We start from the raw sequence: 17,408 nt of genomic DNA, 5'->3' as shown, positions 1-17,408 counted from the left end.
GTTACTGATTGGCCGCGCCAAACAGCTTGCCTACCTTTTGCACACCATCGGCCGTGGTGACCATAATATCATTGCCATCCACCACGACAATCACGTCCTTCAGCCCGATGATCGAGACATTGGGCCCATCGGTTTCGACGCAAACATTCTGGCAATCCACCAGTTCCACCCGCGCGGCCTCGGGCGCGGCGATGCTGTTGCCCTGCGCATCCTGATCGCGCGCCTCGTGCAGGGCAGCCCAATTGCCGATGTCCGACCACGCCATCACGGCCGGCACCACGGCGGCCCGGTCGGTCTTTTCCATCACGGCATAGTCGATGGAATCACTGGGAACGGCGGCAAACAGCGCCGCATCAGGCTGGAAGCGGTGCCCATCGGCCTGCCCGGCGTCCACCGCGGCCTGTACCGCGGCCAGAATGTCGGGGCGATGCGTGCCCAGTTCGCGCAGGAAATCCCCCGCCCGCAACGCGAAAATCCCGCCATTCCAGGCATATCCACCCTCGGCCAGAAAGCGCTTGGCGGTGTCCAGATCAGGCTTTTCGACAAAACGTTCGACGCGGAAAGCGCCTTCGGCAATGGCCTCGCCCTGCTTGATATAACCAAATCCGGTTTCCGGCCCGGTAGCGCCAATGCCAAAAGCGACCAGCCAGCCCTGCTCGGCCAGAGCGGCGGCGGTCAGGGCGGCGGCCTGAAACGCGGCGGGATCACCGATATGGTGATCACTGGGACACACCAGCATCACCGCATCCTCGGGCAGGCGCAGCGCGGCCAGCGCGATCGCGGCGGCGGTGTTGCGCGCGGCCGGCTCCACCATGATCTGCGCGCCAGCCACGCCAGCCAGCTGCGCCTCGACATGTTCCAGATGGGCAACGCCGGTAACAATGACCGGACCGGTGAAATGCGCCGTATCGCCCGCGCGGCTCAACGTCAGTTCAAACAGCGTCTGATCACCCACCAGCGGCAAGAACGGCTTGGGCTTGACCGCCCGGCTGCGGGGCCACAGTCGCGTACCCGAGCCGCCACACAAAACCACCGGAGTAATCTTTGCCATATATTCCCCATGTCGTTGCCCATTGCCAGCCAAGGCAACATGATCAGCGGTTATGCCATAGCCAATTCGGTTCCACAGGTGAGCCCAAACCGGCAGAATGCGCGAGCGTTATTCGCGTTGCGTTGCAGCAGAGTTTCAGACAAACCGCAAGCGTAGTTTTATGGCATAATACGTAACAAGTCCGCTTGTCTCGTCCATGCTTGCGGCGATGCGACAAAGCCCTGAGCCTGCCGTAACGGCGTCCCTTTGGCATGAACGCATGTCGCCCGGCCGCCCCACACGCCCGGCCATCTGCCTTGCCCAATCCGTGATAAACCACTGCTGCCGCGCGATTTTCCGCAACTGCTCATCGCGCTTGCGGCGCGATGCCCGCGGCAGGGCAAAGGCATCGGCGGCCAAACACCGGCGGCTGTGAACAGGCGGTGTCAGCCAGGTGGTAGCACGCGCCGACAGGGGTGCCCGCCATTTGGGCCGGTACCGTTTTGGATCACCCGCCGCGCCGCAAAAACCGCAAGAACGCGCCCACGCGATTCCCGCCCGCCGCCCGGTAGGATCCCGTATTGGTTACCCACCAGGCCCACACCCGGGGCGGGGGCACACAGCCCCAAAACGAATATATCTGCCTACAAAAGCGGATGTTTCAGGCCTTGCGCGGCATGCCTTGCAAAGTCCAAATTCCCTTTATTGAACGCGGGTTTGCAAGGGCTGTCGAAACATCCCTCCCCTTTTTGCAAAACATCCACGCGCAAAACACTGCCTGTTGCCGCCGCGCTTTGACAAGCGTGCGGGTCGCCTTTTGTTGTCTGAGGATCTGGTGAAAATCATCGCTGCGTCGCCCCCACACGTGTTCTCCGCATCGGCGTCCCGGGGTCAACACCCGCGCCTGCGGCATTTTCTGGTGCTACAGGGGCCGCCGGGGCCGTTCTTTCACCAATTGGGGCGGGCGCTGGGCGCGGCGGGGCACCGCGTGTGGCGAATCAACCTGAACGGGGGCGATGTGCACGACTGGCCGCGCGGCTGGACGCAGGACGGGCGGGCCAATGGCATTCCTTCGGCATGGCGCGGCCGGGCGCGGGACTGGCCATTGCATATCGATGGGTTCATTTGCCACCACGGCATCACCGATCTGGTGCTTTTTGGCGATTGCCGCCCGCTGCACCGCGCGGCGCACCGTATCGCGGGGCTGCGCGGCGTTGCCGTCCATGTGTTCGAAGAGGGGTATATCCGCCCCGACTGGCTGACGCTGGAGCCTGATGGCGTGAACGGCCATTCGCCGCTGCCGCGCAATGCCGACCAGATCCGCGCGGCCGCCGCCATGCTGCCGCCGATCGCGCCGGGACCTGCTCTGCCGCCGGTACAGGCCACCATGCGCCGCCGCATTGCCGACAGTCTGGGTCATTACGCCGCGCTGGTGGCGATGGCGCCGCTGTTTCCGTTTTACCGCACCCACCGGCCGGGCCTGTTGGCGGCAGAGGCGGTGGGCTGGCTGTTGAAATGGGCCCGCGGCCCCCGCGCCGCCGCGCAGGCCAGCGCGGCGCAGGCGCAGGTGGCGGCCCATGTCGCGGGTGGCGGACGCTATTTCCTGTTCCCGCTGCAATTGTCATCGGACTATCAGATCCGCGCCCATTCGCCCTTTGCCGCGATGGAGCAGGCGGTCGATTATGTGCTGGCCAGCTTTGCCGCGCATGCCGCGCCTGACACGCTGTTGGTGGCCAAGGCGCATCCGCTGGACCCGCGCTGGGCCGGGTGGGGACCATTGCTGGCGCGGCGGGCGCGGGCGCTGGGGATCGGCGGGCGCGTGGTGCATCTGGACGGCGGCGATCTGCGCCATTGGGCCGAAGGGGCCAGCGGCATGGTGGTGGTCAATTCCACCTCGGCCACCTTTGCCTTTGCCGCCGGGGTGCCGGTGGCGGCGCTGGGCAGCGCGGTCTATGCCCTGCCGGGATTGACGCATCAGAATGGTCTGGACAGTTTCTGGCAGGCCCCCACCCCGCCCGATGCCGCGCTGTGGGCCGCGTTTTGCCGCGTGCTGCACCACCGCAGCCTGGTGCGCGGCGGGCTGGCCAGTGACAGCGCGGTAGCGACACTGGTGGCCAATGCCGCACAGCGCCTGTTGCAGGATCCCGCGCATCTGCCACAAACCGCGCCCGCCATCCCCCCGGCGCCGGCGCGCGCGGCCCCATTGCGGCTGACGGCGGCCAATCCCGCGATCGAGGGTATCGCACATCTGCCCGCCTTTGTCGCGCCGGTGCGCGATGCGGTGATCGGCTGGGGGCGCAAGCCATCGGGCGCGCGGGCGCAACGCATCGCGCGGATACAGGGGCGCCCCTGCCTGCTGCTCGAGGATGGGCTGCTGCGCTCGATCGGGCGGGACGATGCGGCGCTCTCGCTGATTGTCGATCCGCTGGGCTGCTATTACGATGCCTCTGGGCCCAGCGCGGTGGAGGCGGCGATATTGGCCGGGGCCAGCGCCGATCAGGCCGCCCGCGCCGCCGGTCTGGCGCGGCTATGGCGTGAAGGCGGGGTATCCAAATACAACCACGCCCCTGATTACGATGGCTTTTTGCCCGATCCCTATGTGCTGGTGGTCGATCAGGTGGCGGGGGACCGGTCGGTCGCCGGGGCGCTGGCCGGAGAGGCCGCCTTTCGCCGCATGATCGAGGCGGCGCTGGACGAAAACCCCGAGGCGACCGTGCTGGTCAAAACCCACCCCGATGTGCTGACGCGCGGGCGTGGCGGCTATTTGCCGCAAGGGCCGCTGCGCAGCCCGCGCATCCGGGTGATCGGCACGCCGTGCCACCCGGTGCGGCTGCTGCGCCATGCGCGCACGGTCTATACCGTCAGTTCGCAATTGGGGTTCGAGGCATTGGTGTGGAAACGCCCGCTGCGCTGTTTTGGCATGCCGTTTTACGCCGGGTGGGGTTTGTCAGAGGATGACATGCCCCCCACCCCCGCCCGCGCGGCCACCGGGGGGCGGCGACTGGTGGATGTGGTGCATGGCGCGCTGATCGCGGCCAGCGCCTATGTCGATCCGGTCAGCGGCGCCCCCCTGACGGCCGAGGCCGCGATCGAGCGCATCGCCGCCGCCCGCCGCCGCTTGCTGGCCCCCGCCGCGCCGCGCCGCCGCGTTGCCGTCCCGGCTGAGTGACCGGGATGGAGCGCCTGCCTTCGACCGACCTGTATTTCCGCAACGCCTGCGGGGTATGGCTGGGGCTGGACGGGCTGAGCCTGAGCATGTTGCGCAGCCGACAGCGCAACGGCCGCGCCCATGCGCTTTCGGCCAACAGCTATGCCGTGGGGGACTGGCTGGTGCTGGTGCGGCGCGACACGCCGCTGGCCATGGGGCGGGCACTGCGCTGGCACGGGCGGGTGGCCTATGTGATGGACGATGATTTTGCCGCCGGGGCCGCCGATCCACACCTGCCGCGCGACTATGCCCGGCGGCTGGGGGATTTTGCCCGCGATTGGCTGGGGCCGCTGTTGGCGCGGGCCGATGTGGTACTGGCCGCGTCCGATCCGCTGGCCGATCGGCTGGGCGGTGCGGGGCCATGGCTGCGGCGGATCGATCCGGTGTGGGGCGGCACGCCTGCCGACACCGCCCATTACGCGCCATTGGCGGCGGGGGGCACGTTGCAGATCGCCCATCTGGGTTCGGCCAGCCATGGGGCGGCGCTGGCGCGGGTGGCGCCTGCCGTGCTGCGCCTGCTGGACCGCGCGGCGGCGGGACAGATCGCGCCGGTCCGCTTTACCTATATGGCCGCAGCGCCCGTGTCGCCCGCGCTGGAGCATCATCCGCTGGCCCGCCGGATCGAACCGATGACGTGGAGCGAATATCGCCGCTGGATCGGGCGGCAACGGTTTCATCTGGCGCTGTATCCGCTGCTGGCGGGGGGGCTGGACGGGGCGCGCTCGGCGGCAAAACTGGGAGAGCATGGGGTGTGCGGGGCGGTTGGCGTCTATCCGGCGGGGTGGGCGCCGGGCGCGGCGATGGCGGCCGAGGGCGCGGCATGGGCAGCCCCTGATGCGCCCGCCGATTGGGCCGACACGCTGGACCAGGCGCAGGCGCGGCGCGGCGATCTGGCGGCGATGGCGGCGGCGGCGGCGCGGCGGCTGAACGATGCCGCCGCCGCCGACGCGCAACGCGCGCTGTGGACCGATGTGCTGGGCGGATCACTGGCGCCGGTCTGCACCCGGCCGGGCTGGGCATAGGGATGAGCCTGTGGCGCCGCCTGTGGTACACCGCGATGGCGCACCCTTCGCGCGCGGTTGAGGCGATGTATTGGTTCGCCACCGGGCGGCGGCAAAGGGCGCGCAACCGGCTGCGGCTGGGCATCGCCGACAGCGCCCACGCCTATCGCCTGTGGCAGGAAGAGGCCGAGCCGCCCCGCATGAACGCCGCGCAGATCGCCGCGCAGGTGGCGCAATGGGACCAGCCGCCGCGCATCTCGGTGATTGTCCATCTGCGCGACAGGCTGCGGGCGGCGGCGATCACGCGCATGCTGGCGGCGCTGGCGGTGCAAAGCTATCCGCATTGGGAACTGGTGCTGGTCTGCGCGCGCGGGATACAGACGCCGCGTCTGGCCCATGCGCCGCGCATCGTGTTGACGGCCGAACATACCAACAGCCCTGCGCGCGCCATCGCCATCGCCATGCAGGCGGCCAGCGGCGACCATATTCTGCCCCTGGCCGAAGAGGCGCAACTGACCAGCGACGCGCTGTTCCATCTGGCCGCCGCAATGCGGGACAACTCCGGCGCCTGCGTCGCCTATGCCGATCAGGACGAATGCGCAGAAGGGGCCAAGCGGCAGGCCTATTGGTTCAAGCCACAATGGAACCCCGATCTGTTTCTGGCGCAGGATTACCTGTCGGGCATCTGCCTGATCCGCGCCGATGCGGTGCGCGCCCATCTGCCGTTGCACCCGGCGCGGGCGGATGCGGCGGTCTATGCGCTGTTGCTGGCGATCACCGGCGGCAAGGGGGCGCAGGTGCTGCATGTGCCGCGCGTGCTGGCGCATCTGCCCTCCGCGCAGGCGCGGCGCGGCGTGTCGGCACAAGACGCCCCCGCCCGCGCCGCCGCCGTGGCCCGGCATGTGATGAACGCGGGCGGCGTGGCGCGCATCGGGCCGCATGGCACGGTGGGGGTGGAATGGCCTCTGCCCGATCCGCCCCCTTTGGTCAGCATCCTGATCCCCACGCGCGACGGGCTGGACCTGTTGCGCCTGTGCATAACGGGGGTGTTGCACCATACTGACTATCCCGCGATCGAGGTGTTGATCATCGACAATGGCAGCGTTCAGGCCGATACGCTGGACTGGCTGGACCGCATCACCGCCGATCCGCGTGTGCGGGTGCTGCGCGATGACGGTCCGTTCAATTTTGCCGCGCTGAACAATGGTGCGGCGGCGCAGGCGCGGGGCGAATATCTGTGCATGCTGAACAACGATATCGAGGTGCTGGAGCCGGGCTGGCTGACGGCGCTGATGCGGCAGGCGGTGCGGCCGCATGTGGGCGCGGTCGGCGCGCGGCTGTTGTATGAGGATGGCAGCGTGCAGCATGCGGGCGTCACCATCGGGCTGGGCGATGCGGCGGGCCATGCCCACCGGTTTGAGCGGGGGGATGACCCCGGCTATTTCGCCCGCTCCCACGCGCAGCACAGCGTCAGCGCGGTCACGGCGGCCTGTCTGGTGGTGGCGCGGCACAAGTTTGCGGCGGTGGGCGGCTTTGACGCCGAGCATCTGGCCGTGGCGTTCAACGATGTTGACCTGTGCCTGAAACTGCGCGCGGCGGGCTGGACCAATATCTATGAGCCAGCGGCGGAACTGATCCACCATGAGTCCAAGTCACGCGGGCGCGACACCAGCCCACAGCACATCGCGCGCTATCGCGCCGAACTGGCGGTGCTGCAACGGCGCTGGGGCACGGTGGACCATGTCGATCCGCTGCACCATCCACAGTTGGACCGGATGAGCGAACGCTATCGCCTGAAACTACCGTAGAGCGCCGCGGCGATCAGGGCGCGACGCTGCCGATGGTCAGGCCCGTCACCGCCACCTGACTGACCAGCCCCACGAATTTCTGCAAATCGGCGGCGGGCGCGTTGGACACATAGATCACGTCGCGGTGCTGCACGGCAAAACCCTGTGCCCAGAACAGGCTGGCAGGATCGCTCATATCCAGACGATAGATCACCGGTACCCCGCCCGGCGCGCCGTCCGCGACACCTATCGCCGCCAACAGCGCGGGATCGCGTTCGATGCGGAAAATGAACAAACCGCGCGGGTTGGCGCGGTCATCGCGCAAGCCCCCGATCCGCCCCAGCGCCTGTGCCAATGTCAGGCCGGTGCCTTCAAACGCCACCTCGGCATTGGTGCCGGTCGCGCCCAGCGCGGTAAAGCTGTAGGGCTGATACAGGGCGGTCACCACATCGTCCGCCTGCATGCGGATGTTTTGGGCGGGATCGCGGATCACCGCCTCCAACGGCATGGCGGCCACCCGGCCCGCGCGGCTGACCTGCACCGTCACCTTGCCCACCGGTTGCCGCACGCCGCCGGCCGCCGCCAGCACATCCAGCAAGCGTTCGCCCCGCGCGGTCAGGCCGATGCGGGCGCTGCTGGCGACCTCACCCACCACGGTCACATTGGCCGTCGCGTTGCGCACCACGCGCAGCATCACCTGTGGGTCATGCGCCTTTCCACCCAAACGGCGGGTGATGTCGGCCGCGATCTGTTGCGGTGTGCGGCCCGCCGCCACCACCGGCCCGACAAAGGGCACGGTGATCATGCCGCCCGCGTCCACCATCTGCTCTGGCAAGGACGCCCGCGTGGCGGTGGCCAATCCCCCCGCCCCGCCCGCCAGCGTCCCCGTGCCATAGGCCGCCGCGCGCCATTCGCCGCCGCTGCCAAACAGCACGGCGGGCGGCGCCTCCCACACGGAAATATCCACCACATCGCCGCGCCCGATCACCGATCCGGCCACCACGCCATCGCCCAGCACCCGGCCCAGCCCCTGCGCCGCGACCTGCGCCGAACTGGCCCGCACCACCGCCGCGTCGACCGGCACAACGCGGATGTTGACCCCGGCCTGCGCCCCGTCATTCAGCGTGATCGCCCGGCCATCGGCGGCCGTCACCGCCCCGGTACGCGGCCCGCCCGCGCCCATTTGCGCACAGCCCGCCAGCGCCAGCGGCAACAGCGCCACACCAGCCCATATCCGCCCGCCTGCGCGGCCACCCTTTGTCTGTTTCATCATGCCCTGACGATGCCCGCAGCCCGCCCCCGCCCGCAATCACCGATCCGCGCATTCCAGACGCGAGTGGCGCCTGATTGATCCGAAACCGCTGCATCACCACGAAAATCCCGGCACTTGGGGCCAAAGAGGATGCCCCTGTGATTGCGGCGCGCCCCGCCCCGCCCGCATACCAAAGGTCATGGGCGCGCGATGACACTGTGCCATCCGCCGCGCCGGTTGTGACCTTTTGCATGGGCTGAATGGCGATCATGTCTGCATCTTCCTCCACACGATTTTCCCGGCCTTTTGACGGATGGCGGCCGCGCCTGGTGATGCTGACGGTGGCCGCGCCGGTGGCACTGGCGACGGTCTATTACGGGGCGCTGGCGGGGGATGTGTATGTGTCCGAATCGCGCTTTGTCCTGCGCATGCCCGAACGGCAGGCCCCCACCGCGCTGGGCCTGTTGCTGAAGGGGGGCGTGGCCAGTGCCGGGGATGAGGCTGGGGCCGCGCAATCGGTGGTGCTCTCACGCGATGGGCTGATGGCGCTGAACGGCGGCGGGGACCCGGTGCGGGGCGCGTTCGCGGCGGCCTATACCGCGCGCGATGTGGCATGGGTGGACCGGTTCAACGTGCTGAACCTGGATCCGGGTTTTGAGGGACTGTACCGCTATTTCCGGCGCAAGGTGCAGGTGGCCTATGCCCCCGGCACAACGATCAGCGTGCTGACGGTGCGGGCCTATGCGCCTGATGTGGCACAGGCATTCAACGCGCGGCTGTTGGGGCTGGCGGAATCGACGGTCAACCGGCTGAACGCGCGGGCGCGCGACGATCTGATGCGTCAGGCCGAGGGGGAGGTGCAGGACGCCCGCCAGCGCGCCGAGGCGGCGGGGCGCGCATTGGCGGCCTATCGCAACCAGACCGGGGTGGTTGACCCCGACCGTCAGGCGACGGTGCAGATGCAGATGGTGGGCAAGTTGCAGGACGAGCTGATCGCCACCAAGGCAACCTTGCGCGAGATGGCGCGGGTGGCCCCCGAAAACCCGCAGATTGGCGCATTACAGGCGCGCGCGGCCGAATTGCAGGTACAGATCGGCGCGCAGGGGGCGGCGATGGCGGGGGGGCAGCGGTCGCTGGCCGGCCGGGCGGAACGGTACAGCCAATTGCTGTTGGCCAGCCAGATCGCCGACAAGCAATTGACCGCCGCCTTTGCCAGTCTGGAGGAGGCCCGCAGCGAGGCGCGCCGCAAGCAGGTCTATATCGAGCGCATTGTCGAGCCCAACCGCCCCGACCGGGCCGAGGAACCGCGCCGGTTGCGCGGCATTCTGACGGTGCTGATCGCGGGGCTGGTGCTGCATGGCATTGCCACGATGCTGTTGGCCGGGCTGCGCGAACATCATGATTGAGGCGTTACTGGCCACCACGCCCGCGTTGAACCGGGCCGCCTTGCGCCGCGCCATCGCGGTGCAGCGGCGGGTGATCTGGGCGCTGATGCTGCGCGAAACGCTGACGCGCTATGGGCGGCACAACATCGGTTTCCTGTGGCTGTTTGTCGAACCCATGCTGTTCACGCTGGGCGTCACGGCCTTGTGGCATGCCACGGGGATGACGCATGGGTCGCAATTGCCGATCATGGCCTTTGCGCTGACGGGCTATTCCACCATCCTGCTGTGGCGCAACATGCCGGGGCGCTGTGTGGGCGCGGTGGGGGCCAATCTGCCGCTGCTGTATCACCGCCATGTGCGTGTGGCCGACATTTTTCTGTCGCGCGTGGCGCTGGAGGCGGCCGGGGCCACCATGTCCTTCACCCTGTTGGGGTTGGTGCTGATCGCGGGGGAATGGATTGATCCGCCAGAGGATTTTCTGTTGCTGGCCTGGGCATGGGCGCTGACGGCATGGTTTGGCGCGGCGCTGGCGCTGATGCTGGGCAGTCTGGCCGAAGGGTCGGAGTGGGTGGAAAAGCTGTGGCATCCGGCAGCCTATCTGTTGTTCCCGCTGTCGGGGGCGGCGTTTCTGATGGACGCGCTGCCGGCCGATTTTCAGGCGGTGCTGGGCTGGATCCCGATGGTCCATTGTACCGAGATGATCCGCGCCGCATGGTTTGGCAGCCAGATCGTGCCGCATTACGACACGGCCTATCTGGTGGCGTGCAATCTGGGGCTGAGCCTGATGGGGCTGGCCAATGAGCGCCGCCTGTCGCGCAGCGCGGTGCCCGAATGATGGGCCTGTTTGGCGCGCCCGCGATACCGCAATTGGGGCTCTCGACACTGTGCCTGCGCGATGTGTGGAAAAGCTATCCGACGAAACGGGGCGCCAATCCCGTGCTGCGCGGGGTCAATCTGGAGCTGCGGCGGGGGGAAAAGATCGCCATTCTGGGCGGCAATGGCGCGGGCAAATCCACGCTGATCCGCATCGCCGGCGGGATTGAGCGGCCCAACCGCGGCTACGTCCATCTGGGGCTGCGGGTGTCGTGGCCGCTGGCTTTTTCCGGTGCGTTTCAGGGCAGTTTGACCGGCTGGGACAATGCCCGCTTCATCTGCCGCGTACATGGGCAGGACTTTGCCACGGCGCAGGATTTCATCGCCGATTTCTCGGCACTGGGGCGGTATCTGGACGAGCCGGTGAAGAGCTATTCCTCCGGCATGCGGGCGCGCTTGGCCTTTGCGGTGTCGATGATGATCGAATTTGACGTGTACCTGCTGGACGAGGTGTTTGCCGTGGGCGACGCCCGGTTTCAGGCGCGTTGCCATGAGGAATTGTTTGTCCGGCGGGCGGATCGGGCGTTCCTGATCGTGTCGCATGACGCCGGGTATGTGCGCGACCATTGCGACCGCGCGGCGGTGCTGCGCGATGGCACGCTGACTGAATACGCCTGTGTGGCCGAGGCGCAGGACGCCCACCACGCCCATATGGCCGCACCGATAACCACCTGACACCACATCCTTTTCCATAGACAGGAGCATATATGCCCGTGGAATTGTTGAGCCCTGCCGCCACACTGGCGGCCCCGATCCCCACCAGTGTCAGCAAGGTGGACGCCGTGCGCGACATCGCCGCCCATCATGGGGTGGAGGTGAACCCTTGGGCGCGCAATGTGGCCGACATCATCGCCGGTTTCGGCCCGCCGCCATGGGACCACGCGGGCGCGCCGGTGCGGGTCAGCGCGGCGGGCGCGGGGGTGGCCGACCGGCTGATCGCGCCGCCTTATGCGCGCCGCATGGCCGATCCGGTGTTTCTGAACGGGCGGCCCGAATGCTTTCCGGCGGCGGGGGTGGCCAACGCCCATTCCCCCGCGCTGCGCATGGCCGAAGTGCCGGGCGGGGTCTATCTGAACATGGCCTATGCGCCGCTGGTGCTGGACAGCAGCGGGCAAAGGCTGCTGACCGATGTCTCGTCGCGCTATGCCGGGCTGGCGCCGTGGTATGACATGGATGTGGCCGAACTGGCGGCGCAGGCGCACCATATTGACGGCACGGCGATCGTGCTGGCCGATGATATCTATCCGCTGAATTTTTGCCACTGGCTGATTGATGCACTGCCGCGACTGGCGGCGCTGGGCGGCGGTTTGGCACAGGTGCATGTGCTGTTGCACCAATCGCCCACCCGCTATCAGCGCGAAACGCTGGAACTGATCGGTATTGCCGCCGACCGGGTGCATGTGGTCGAGCCGTTTGCCGCGATCCGCGCGCGGATGCTGATCGCCACCAGCGATCTGGCCGATCTGCCCCACCCCGCGTTCAAGGGCGCGCCTTGGGCGCTGGACTGGTTGCAGGCGCGGCTGGGCCTGCGCGTGCTGGCAACGGCGACGGGCGGTTTCATGCCGGCCCCCGCGGACAAGATCTATGTCAGCCGGGCCGACGCGCCGGGGCGGCGGATTGTCAATGACGCCGAATTGGCCGCCTATCTGGCGGGGTTGGGCTATCGCCGGGTGGTGTTGGGCGAAATGCCATTGGTGGAGCAGATCGCCACCATCGCCCGCGCCAGCCATGTGGTCGCGCTGCATGGCGCGGGGCTGGCGCTGATGGCGCTGGCGGCGCGGCGGTGCCAGTTGGTCGAGATTTTCCCACACACCTATGGCACGCCCGCGTTCTATGTGCTCAGCGCCGCGCAGGGCAATGCTTATGCCACCTATGTCGCGCATGACGTGACGCCGGGCAGCCGCGCCCAGGTGGATGATTGCCGGGTGGATGTGCTGGATTTCGCCCGTTGCGCCGGGCATTTGCTGTAACGCCAGCAGGGGCGGCACCGCGCCGCCCCTTTTGCTCAGATACCCAAAGCGCGGGCCAGCACCGCCGCCATCGCGTCACGGGAAAAATCGCGCCGCACCACGTTCAACGCCGCCTGCGCCCGCGCCGCGCCATCGCGCAGCGCCGCCGCCACGCCATCGGCAAAGCCCTCTGCCGCGTCGGCCACGAACAGCGCCTGATCCGCCTGCGCAATGCCCTGCGCGCCGATGCTGGTGGTGACGACCGGCACGCCGCGCGCCATCGCCTCCACCACCTTACCCTTGACCCCCGCGCCAAAACGCAAAGGCGCCACCGCCACCGCCGCCGCGTCATAGGCCGCCGCCAGCGCGTCATCCGACACCTGACCCAGCACGCGGATATCGCCACCGTCCAGCGCCAGCACATCGGCGGGCGCATTCGACCCCACCACCGTCAGCCGCACCCCCGGCACCCGCCCCCGCAGCAGCGGCATGACATGGGTGACAAACCACAAGAGCCCATCACGGTTGGGCGGATGGGCAAAGCCGCCGACAAACAGCAACTCTGCCCCCCGATCGCACCCATCGCCCGCCAACCGCGCCGCCCCCGCCGTGCCATCGTGGCACACCACCGGCAAAGTCAGATAATCGCGCCCCCCGCCCAAATCGCGCGCCACAGCGGCCACCTCATTGGGGTCAGGGAACAACACGCAATCGGCGCGCAGGCACACATCGCGCTCAATCCGGCGCATGCGGGCGATGGCCTGAGCGCTGCCCTCTCCAGTGGTGTCCAGATGGCGCTGCATCCGCAGATGGTGCAGATCATGGCCGTAATAGGCCACCCGCGCCCCGCTTTCCCCCCGGATCGCGTCATAATAGGCCCCCGCAATATGCGGCCGGTTCAACAGCACCGCGTCATACAAATCCGCCCTTTCAGCCATGAACCGGGCAAAGCCCCCCGCCAGCGCCGGGCCATACATCACCTCCACCCCCATCGCCTGAAGCCGTGGGCAATAGGCGGGATCGGCGTGCAGATTGTCGGGCCAGAACGTCACCTGCACGCCCATCTGGATCAGCGTCTGAATGCAATCAAACGTGCTGCGCGAACCGGCGTCACGATCCCATTGCGGCACGTAATGGTCCACCACCAGCACATGCGGCCGCGCACCAGTACGGTCCCGCGCGCGCCAGACATTCACCGCATTGGGATAATGTTCCCGCGCCAGATCATCGGCCCAGCGGTCACGCAATTTTGCCTGATTGGTGATTTGATGCGCCTTGATCCCCTGCCCCGTGTCGCGGCCATGGCTGCGCCCTTCGTGGTGGATCACCTCTGCCGCGGGCTGGTACAGCGTGGCATAGCCCGCCGCCCGCACACGGAAAGCCAGATCGGCATCCTCACAATAGGCGGGCAGGAAATGGCGGTCAAAACCCTCCAGCGCGTGCCACAGCGCGTTCGGGATGGCGATGGCTGCACCGCTGCAATAATCGGCCTCTTTCACATAGTTGAACTGCGGCGCACGGGCGTCCTGCCCCCGGCCATAATTCCACGCCGAGCCATCGTTCCAATAGATCCCGCCAGCCTCCTGCAAACTGCCGTCCCAGTTCAGCAATTTGGCCCCCACCAGCCCCACCGGAATGCCGCGCCAATCCGCGTCAAACGGCGCCAGCAAAGCCTCCAGCCAGCCGGGCAGCACCAGCGTGTCATTGTTCAACAACACGATATGCGCCCCCCGCGCAGACCCCGCCGCCGCATTGCAATTGCCCAGAAAACCCAGATTTTCCGCCTGCCGCACATGCCGCACACAGCCGCCAATCGCGCCCACCAGCCGCGCGGTCGCATCGCTCGATCCGTCATCGGCCACGATCACCTCAACCGCGCGATTCCCCGCATGTTCCAGCACGCTGACCAGACACAGCATCGTGTCCAGCACATGATTATACACCGGCACGATCACGCTGACATCCGGCGGCGCATCGCCGCGCGCCGCCAATGCCTGCAACCGCGCCACCAGCCGCGCCGCATCGCCCGACCCGGCGAACCCATCCGGTTCATCCACCCAGCGCGCCATGACCGAACACAAATACCAATAGAGCGGCGCGACCCCCTCTCCATACCCAGAGATGATCACATCGCGCAGCACCTGCGGCAGCCAGAAATCGCCCAGCGGCGGCGGCGGCCAATCGCCCTGCGGCACCCCTGCGCCATCCGCCCCGGCATCATTCGCCCCGATCAGCCCCGCGCGTTCGGCCACCAGATCGGGCGCGCTTACCCCCGCCCCCGGCCCCGGCGCGCGCTGCAACCGCCAGCCCAACCAGACGTAATGCTCCAACGGGTCCATCCCGCTGGCCGCCACATCGGGGTATCGGGCGGCATACCACGCCGCGTCAAACAGCCCGCTGTCGCGCAACCGCGCCACATCCTGCGCCTGCGCGCGCGGCATCACGCCTGCGCCATCTGCCTTGCCCATCAAACGCTCGCGCTCCGCCCTTCGTTCAACCCATGCAGGACAAAATGGCGCAACGGGTCCATCCCGCTGGCCGCCACATCGGGATAGGCCTGCAAATAGGCCGCCGCATCAAACAGCCCCTTGTCGCGCAAACGGCGATAGCGCACCCGGCTTTGCCAGCGCGCGGGCAGCCAGCCCCACCATCCGGAGCTCTTCAACACCTCTGCCTGTAAAGCACGTAGCAGATCGGCCTGATTCAACGCGTTTTCCGCCGCCTGAGCCTGCCGCTGCAACAGGCCGGTCAGCGTGGCGATCTCGCCAAAGCGTTCCTCCAACTGGCTCTGGCTCTGGGCGCGGGCCTGCTCGGCGGCCTCCTGCGCCTGCCACGCATGGTCGCGCTGATCCTCCACCTGCGCCAAGGCCTGCTCCGCCTCGGCCCGGGCGCCATCGGCGGCGATGCGCGCCGCGTCGATCTGCGCGGCCAATGCCTGCGCCCGCGCCAAGTCCTGCGTTACCTGCGCCTGCGCGCGGGTGGCGGCGTTCAGCCGGTCACTCCACACCTCGGCCTCGCAGGCGGCCTGTTCCTGCGTCGCGGCCAGTTCCAACTCCAGCGCGGAACCATGGTGCCGCGCATGGGCCAGATCCGTCTCCACCCGCACCAGCCTTTCGCGCACGCCATCGGCGATCATCTGCGCCTCGGCCAGATCGCTGGCCAGTTGCTCCACCCGCGCCTCGGCCAACTGCAAACCCTGTGCGCTGGCGGCATATTGCGCGGTCATCGCCGCCACCTCACGCCGCGCCTCGGCCAAAGTCGCGCCGGTTTGCGCCTGCAACGCGCGCATCTGCCAATCCTGCCGGCGCAGCGCCGCCTCGGCCTCGGCCCGCTCGGCCGACAGGCGGAACACCCATGCCTCGGACCGGGCCAATTCCCCGCGCAAACCATCGCTGCGCGCCTGCGCCTGCGCGGCGGTGTCGCGCCATTGCTCCACCTCTGCCTGCATGCTGGCCACCTCGGCCCAGGCGGCGCGCACCTCGGCCTGACGCTGGCGCAGATGGCTTTCCAGATCCTCACGCGCGTGGCGCAGATCGGCCACCTCGGCCTCTGCCTCGGCCAGCCGCGCCTCGGCCGCCGCGCCTTGCGCGCTCAGCCCCTGCGCCTCGGCCCGCGCCGCCTGCACATCTCGCACCGCCAGCGCGCGCGCGTCCTCTGCCTGCGCATGCCGCAAGCCCAGTTCGGCCAATTGCCCGGCCAGCGTATCGCGCGCGGCCACCGCCTCGGCAAACAGGGCGTTGCTGTGCGCCACCTGCACCTCTGCGGTCGAGAGCCGCGCGGCGATCTGGCTCACCCGCGCATCGGCCCCGCGCAACAGCGGCACAAACACCGGCGCCGCCGCGTTCAACGCCGCCGCCACCGCGTCCAGCACGGCATAGTCGCGCGCGTCCTCCCCCTCGCGGCACCAGCGCAGCATCACCGCGTAAACATCGCGCACCCACGCCGACAGCCCCGCATCATGCAGCACCGCCCCCGCATCGCGCGCGTGATGGCGCAACCCCGGGTCCAGCCAAGCGGCCATCTGCGCGCTCACCCCGGCATCGGGCACCTCACCCATATGGGCGAACAGGCCCGGCTCGGCCGTGGCCAACCGAGGCCACGCCACGCCCAGACCATCGCCGATGCGCCGCACCGCCGCCTCTCCTTGCGCCAACAGATCGGCGTAATCGACAAACGCCCGTGCCTGCCCGCGCGTCGCCCCCTCGGCGTCCAGCACATGGCGCAGCCACAGCAACAGGCCCACCCGCTCCTCGATCCCGTCGCGCCGCTCCAGCGAGGCGGCCACCTCCAACGGGTTGCGCATAGGCAGGATGCAGCGCGCCACCGCCCCCGCACTGGCCAGCACGTCCAGCCAATAGCGCGCCAATCGGCAATTGCGCGGGTCCTTTACCGCGAACAGCGGCGCATCACCAAATTCTTGGGCGATCACATCCACCCCGCGCGCCACCCACGCAGCATAATCGGGCTGATCATACCATGCCGGGTTCAGCGCCGTCCAATCGGCCCAATGGCTGCCCGCAGAGGCCAATATCGCCTCGTTCAGGTCACAGACCGCCTCGCTCTCCCAATGGCCGGCCTCATTCCCCGGACGGGCGGGCATCATCTGGGCGGGCATCGCCGCCCCCATCAGCCCCAGCGCCCGCGTCAGCGCGCTGGTGCCCGACCGGTGCATGCCCAGCACCATCAGCGCCGTGCGCGCCACGGCGCCTTCGGCATTCCCCTCTACAATCAAGCGGTCATGTGCGGTCATACGGCGGATCACCCAATGCCACGGCATCGGCCCCGCGCGCGGCCCGCCGATTGGCGGCCCCACATCCCCGGCCATTCCTGCCGTCCGCGCCGCCCATCGGCACGGCCCGGCCAGACACTAATCCCGCCGCCCGCCCGGCCCCAGCCCCCGATGCCTCCGTTTGGCGGCCTATC

11 protein-coding genes are annotated in these 17,408 nt (G+C 68.4%); 7 read left to right on the top strand and 4 right to left on the bottom strand.

The annotated features are described in order from the left end of the window. Position 1 precedes the first annotated feature (1 nt). Positions 2-1,051, bottom strand: a complete 1,050-nt coding sequence (locus tag GTZ99_RS10075) for a mannose-1-phosphate guanylyltransferase (protein ID WP_161718376.1) — start codon at positions 1,049-1,051, stop codon at positions 2-4. Between the two features lie 898 nt (positions 1,052-1,949). Here GTZ99_RS10075 and GTZ99_RS10070 point away from each other — a divergent pair. The 3 genes from GTZ99_RS10070 to GTZ99_RS10060 are packed head-to-tail and all read left to right on the top strand — an operon-like array spanning position 1,950 to position 7,047. Then, the gene (locus tag GTZ99_RS10070; protein WP_320076666.1) at positions 1,950-4,199 is read left to right on the top strand and encodes a capsular polysaccharide export protein, LipB/KpsS family; all 2,250 of its coding nucleotides are present in this window, start codon (positions 1,950-1,952) and stop codon (positions 4,197-4,199) included. Beyond that, positions 4,196-5,260 carry a hypothetical protein gene (locus tag GTZ99_RS10065; protein WP_161718372.1) on the top strand — a complete coding sequence of 355 codons (1,065 nt, stop codon included), beginning with the start codon at positions 4,196-4,198 and terminating at the stop codon, positions 5,258-5,260. Before GTZ99_RS10070 ends, GTZ99_RS10065 begins: the two co-directional genes overlap by 4 nt. 2 nt (positions 5,261-5,262) lie before the next feature. Beyond that, positions 5,263-7,047 (top strand): glycosyltransferase family 2 protein, encoded by a 1,785-nt coding sequence (locus GTZ99_RS10060; RefSeq protein ID WP_161718370.1) that lies wholly within the window; start codon positions 5,263-5,265, stop codon positions 7,045-7,047. A 13-nt stretch (positions 7,048-7,060) separates the two neighbouring features. Here the strand turns inward: GTZ99_RS10060 and GTZ99_RS10055 are convergent, their stop codons facing one another. Beyond that, positions 7,061-8,299, bottom strand: a complete 1,239-nt coding sequence (locus GTZ99_RS10055) for a polysaccharide biosynthesis/export family protein (RefSeq protein ID WP_227711228.1) — start codon at positions 8,297-8,299, stop codon at positions 7,061-7,063. 311 nt (positions 8,300-8,610) lie between these two features. Here GTZ99_RS10055 and GTZ99_RS10050 point away from each other — a divergent pair, with 311 nt between their 5' ends. From GTZ99_RS10050 to GTZ99_RS10035, 4 genes are read left to right on the top strand one after another with little or no spacing between them, the layout of a single operon-like run. Beyond that, on the top strand, positions 8,611-9,684 hold the full coding sequence (locus tag GTZ99_RS10050; protein WP_227711254.1) for a hypothetical protein: 1,074 nt from the start codon (positions 8,611-8,613) through the stop codon (positions 9,682-9,684). After that, complete coding sequence (locus tag GTZ99_RS10045; RefSeq protein ID WP_161718368.1) at positions 9,677-10,498, top strand: ABC transporter permease; 822 nt, start codon at positions 9,677-9,679, stop codon at positions 10,496-10,498. Before GTZ99_RS10050 ends, GTZ99_RS10045 begins: the two co-directional genes overlap by 8 nt. Continuing rightward, the gene (locus GTZ99_RS10040; RefSeq protein ID WP_227711227.1) at positions 10,495-11,211 is read left to right on the top strand and encodes an ABC transporter ATP-binding protein; all 717 of its coding nucleotides are present in this window, start codon (positions 10,495-10,497) and stop codon (positions 11,209-11,211) included. Before GTZ99_RS10045 ends, GTZ99_RS10040 begins: the two co-directional genes overlap by 4 nt. A gap of 32 nt (positions 11,212-11,243) precedes the next feature. Next, on the top strand, positions 11,244-12,506 hold the full coding sequence (locus GTZ99_RS10035) for a glycosyltransferase family 61 protein (protein WP_161718366.1): 1,263 nt from the start codon (positions 11,244-11,246) through the stop codon (positions 12,504-12,506). Between the two features lie 35 nt (positions 12,507-12,541). Here GTZ99_RS10035 and GTZ99_RS10030 read toward each other — a convergent pair whose 3' ends face one another. Both GTZ99_RS10030 and GTZ99_RS10025 read right to left on the bottom strand, forming a co-directional pair. Beyond that, complete coding sequence (locus tag GTZ99_RS10030; protein WP_161718364.1) at positions 12,542-14,953, bottom strand: glycosyltransferase; 2,412 nt, start codon at positions 14,951-14,953, stop codon at positions 12,542-12,544. After that, positions 14,953-17,310 carry a sulfotransferase gene (locus GTZ99_RS10025; RefSeq protein WP_227711226.1) on the bottom strand — a complete coding sequence of 786 codons (2,358 nt, stop codon included), beginning with the start codon at positions 17,308-17,310 and terminating at the stop codon, positions 14,953-14,955. The genes GTZ99_RS10030 and GTZ99_RS10025 overlap by 1 nt, the downstream gene beginning before the upstream one ends. Positions 17,311-17,408: the final 98 nt, after the last annotated feature.

This window comes from Novosphingobium ovatum (assembly GCF_009909235.1).
GTDB lineage: Bacteria > Pseudomonadota > Alphaproteobacteria > Sphingomonadales > Sphingomonadaceae > Novosphingobium > Novosphingobium ovatum.
Note: the sequence above shows the minus strand (reverse complement) of the source record. Positions and strands in the feature narration are given on the sequence as shown.